Origin of the sequence: Phenylobacterium sp., assembly GCF_031360265.1 — a bacterium.
GTDB lineage: Bacteria > Pseudomonadota > Alphaproteobacteria > Caulobacterales > Caulobacteraceae > Phenylobacterium.
This window is the reverse complement of record NZ_JANMBF010000095.1, coordinates 1-2,287: the sequence shown is the minus strand read 5'-3', so window position 1 is coordinate 2,287 and position 2,287 is coordinate 1. Positions and strand designations below refer to the sequence as shown.

Genomic DNA, 2,287 nt, shown 5'->3' with positions numbered 1-2,287 from the left:
TGGCCGGCAAGACCGACAAGCACTGAGGGGCGGGGCGGCTCCGCAGGTTAGAAATCCCCTCATGTTGCGGAATTCCTTAAGTAACGTCATGGCCCGGCTTGTCCTGGCCACCCATATGATCTTCGTGCTGAAAATGGGATTGGGCGGCGCTGCGGCGCGCCCTGCTGCATCGCCGAGATCATAGGTCGCCCGGACGAGCCGGCCGATGACGAGCAGGGGTGACTTCAGAACGGGAAGGGGTGGCGCTTCTTGGTGTAGGCCAGGTAGCCGACGTTGGCGCCCAGGCGGAAGCCGACGCCGGCGCGGATCGGGGCCAGCACGATGTCGTTGGCGCGCTGGTAGTTCACGCCCAGGCCGCCGATGAAATAGGCCGAACCCTCCACGCCGGGGAACCGCTGGAAGATGTCGCGGGCGTCGTCGAGGTCGTAGCAGAGGGTGAACACCCGGCTGGCGTTGCCGCCGAAATCCCAGCCCACCGACGGACCCTGCCAATAGACCTCCATCGGCTCGCGGCCCTTCATGTAGAGCATGCCCCGGCCATAGCGCGCGCCGACGCCGATGGCGCCCGAGCCCTCCTCACCGGCGATGTAGGCGGTGGGCCGGCCGTTGTTGACGAAGATGCGCTCCACCGCGCCGCCGGCCGCCTCGGCGGTGACGCCCAGGAAGTCGGAGACGGAGTTGACGATCTCGTCCTGCGAATAGGGCTCGGCCTTGCCGGGCGCGGGCGCGACGCCCGTTGCTGAACCCCTTGTGACGCCTGGGGGCGGCGTCGCCGTGGGGCCGGCGGTCGGATAGGTCGGCGTGGCGTTGGGCGGGGTCGGCGGCGGGGGCGCGGCGCGCGGACGCGCCGGCGGCAGCTGGATCGGCTCGGACTTGGCCAGGCTGGCGGCCCCCAGCGCGGCGGCGCCGGACAGGATCAGGATGCGACGGTCCATGGGCGCAAAGGCCTCCTCAGTCTGAAATCCAGCTCCGCCCGGCGATCCTGATGGACGAGGTCGCCTTAACGCCCGATTAACCGTGTTCGGGCCCCGCGGAGCCCGCCGGGCGGCGGCGACATCTCGCAACCGCGAAGGAATGTGCTAGAGGCGGGCGCAGCATGACCACCCCGCTCGACCACATCCGCAATTTCTCCATCGTCGCCCACATCGACCACGGCAAATCGACGCTGTCGGACCGGCTGATCCAGGAGACCGGCGCGCTGACCCAGCGCGAGATGACCGAGCAGGTGCTCGACAACATGGACATCGAGCGCGAGCGCGGGATCACCATCAAGGCCCAGACCGTGCGGCTGAGCTACAAGGCCGACGACGGCGAGACCTATGTCCTGAACCTGATGGACACCCCCGGCCACGTGGACTTCGCCTACGAGGTCTCTCGCAGCCTCGCCGCCTGCGAGGGCTCGATCCTGGTGGTGGACGCGAGCCAGGGCGTCGAGGCCCAGACCCTGGCCAACGTCTACCAGGCCATCGACAACAATCACGAGATCGTCCCGGTCCTGAACAAGATCGACCTGCCGGCCGCCGAGCCCGAGCGGATCCGCCAGCAGATCGAGGACGTCATCGGCCTGGACGCCTCGGGCGCGATCCTCACCTCGGCGAAAACGGGGGCCGGCATCCATGAGCTGCTGGAGGCCATCGTCCACCGCCTGCCCGCGCCGAAGGGGGATGCGGCCGCGCCCTTGAAGGCGCTGCTGGTCGACGCTTGGTATGACGCCTACCTGGGCGTCGTCGTGCTGGTCCGGGTGATCGACGGGTCGCTGCGCAAGGGCCAGCGGGTGCAGATGATGCAGCAGGGTTCGACTCACCTGATCGACCGCATCGGCGTGTTCAATCCCAAGCGCACCGAGGTCGAGAGCCTGGGGCCGGGCGAGATCGGCTTCATCACCGCCCAGATCAAGGAAGTGGCCCACGCCGCGGTCGGCGACACCATCACCGACGAGAAGCGCCCGGCGGCGCAGGCCCTGGCGGGTTTCCGCGACGTCCAGCCGGTGGTGTTCTGCGGTCTCTTTCCCGTGGACGCCGCCGATTTCGAGGACCTGCGCGCGGCCATCGGCCGCCTGCGCCTGAACGACGCCTCGTTCAGCTATGAGATGGAGACCTCCGCGGCGCTCGGCTTCGGCTTCCGCTGCGGGTTCTTAGGGTTGCTCCACCTGGAGATCATCCAGGAGCGGCTGAGCCGCGAGTTCGACCTCGACCTGATCGCGACGGCGCCCAGCGTGATCTACAAGATCGGCCTCAACGATGGCTCTGAGCTCGAGCTGCACAACCCTGCCGACATGCCCGATCCG

General features: G+C 68.3%; 2 protein-coding genes. One reads left to right on the top strand and one right to left on the bottom strand.

Translation table 11 applies throughout. The features are described from left to right. Positions 1–224: 224 nt before the first annotated feature. On the bottom strand, positions 225–935 hold the full coding sequence (locus tag RMN86_RS08205; protein ID WP_309605345.1) for a DUF1134 domain-containing protein: 711 nt from the start codon (positions 933–935) through the stop codon (positions 225–227). Between the two features lie 161 nt (positions 936–1,096). On the opposite strand from RMN86_RS08205, the gene lepA reads away from it, so the two are divergent. Then, positions 1,097–2,287: translation elongation factor 4 (gene lepA / locus RMN86_RS08200; RefSeq protein WP_309605344.1), on the top strand; the 1,191-nt coding region annotated here is incomplete at its 3' end.

What these genes read in the sequence shown, in the direction of transcription:
- RMN86_RS08205 (WP_309605345.1), bottom strand. Translation starts at nt 935, where the DNA reads ATGGACCGTCGCATCCTGATCCTGTCCGGCGCCGCCGCGCTGGGGGCC.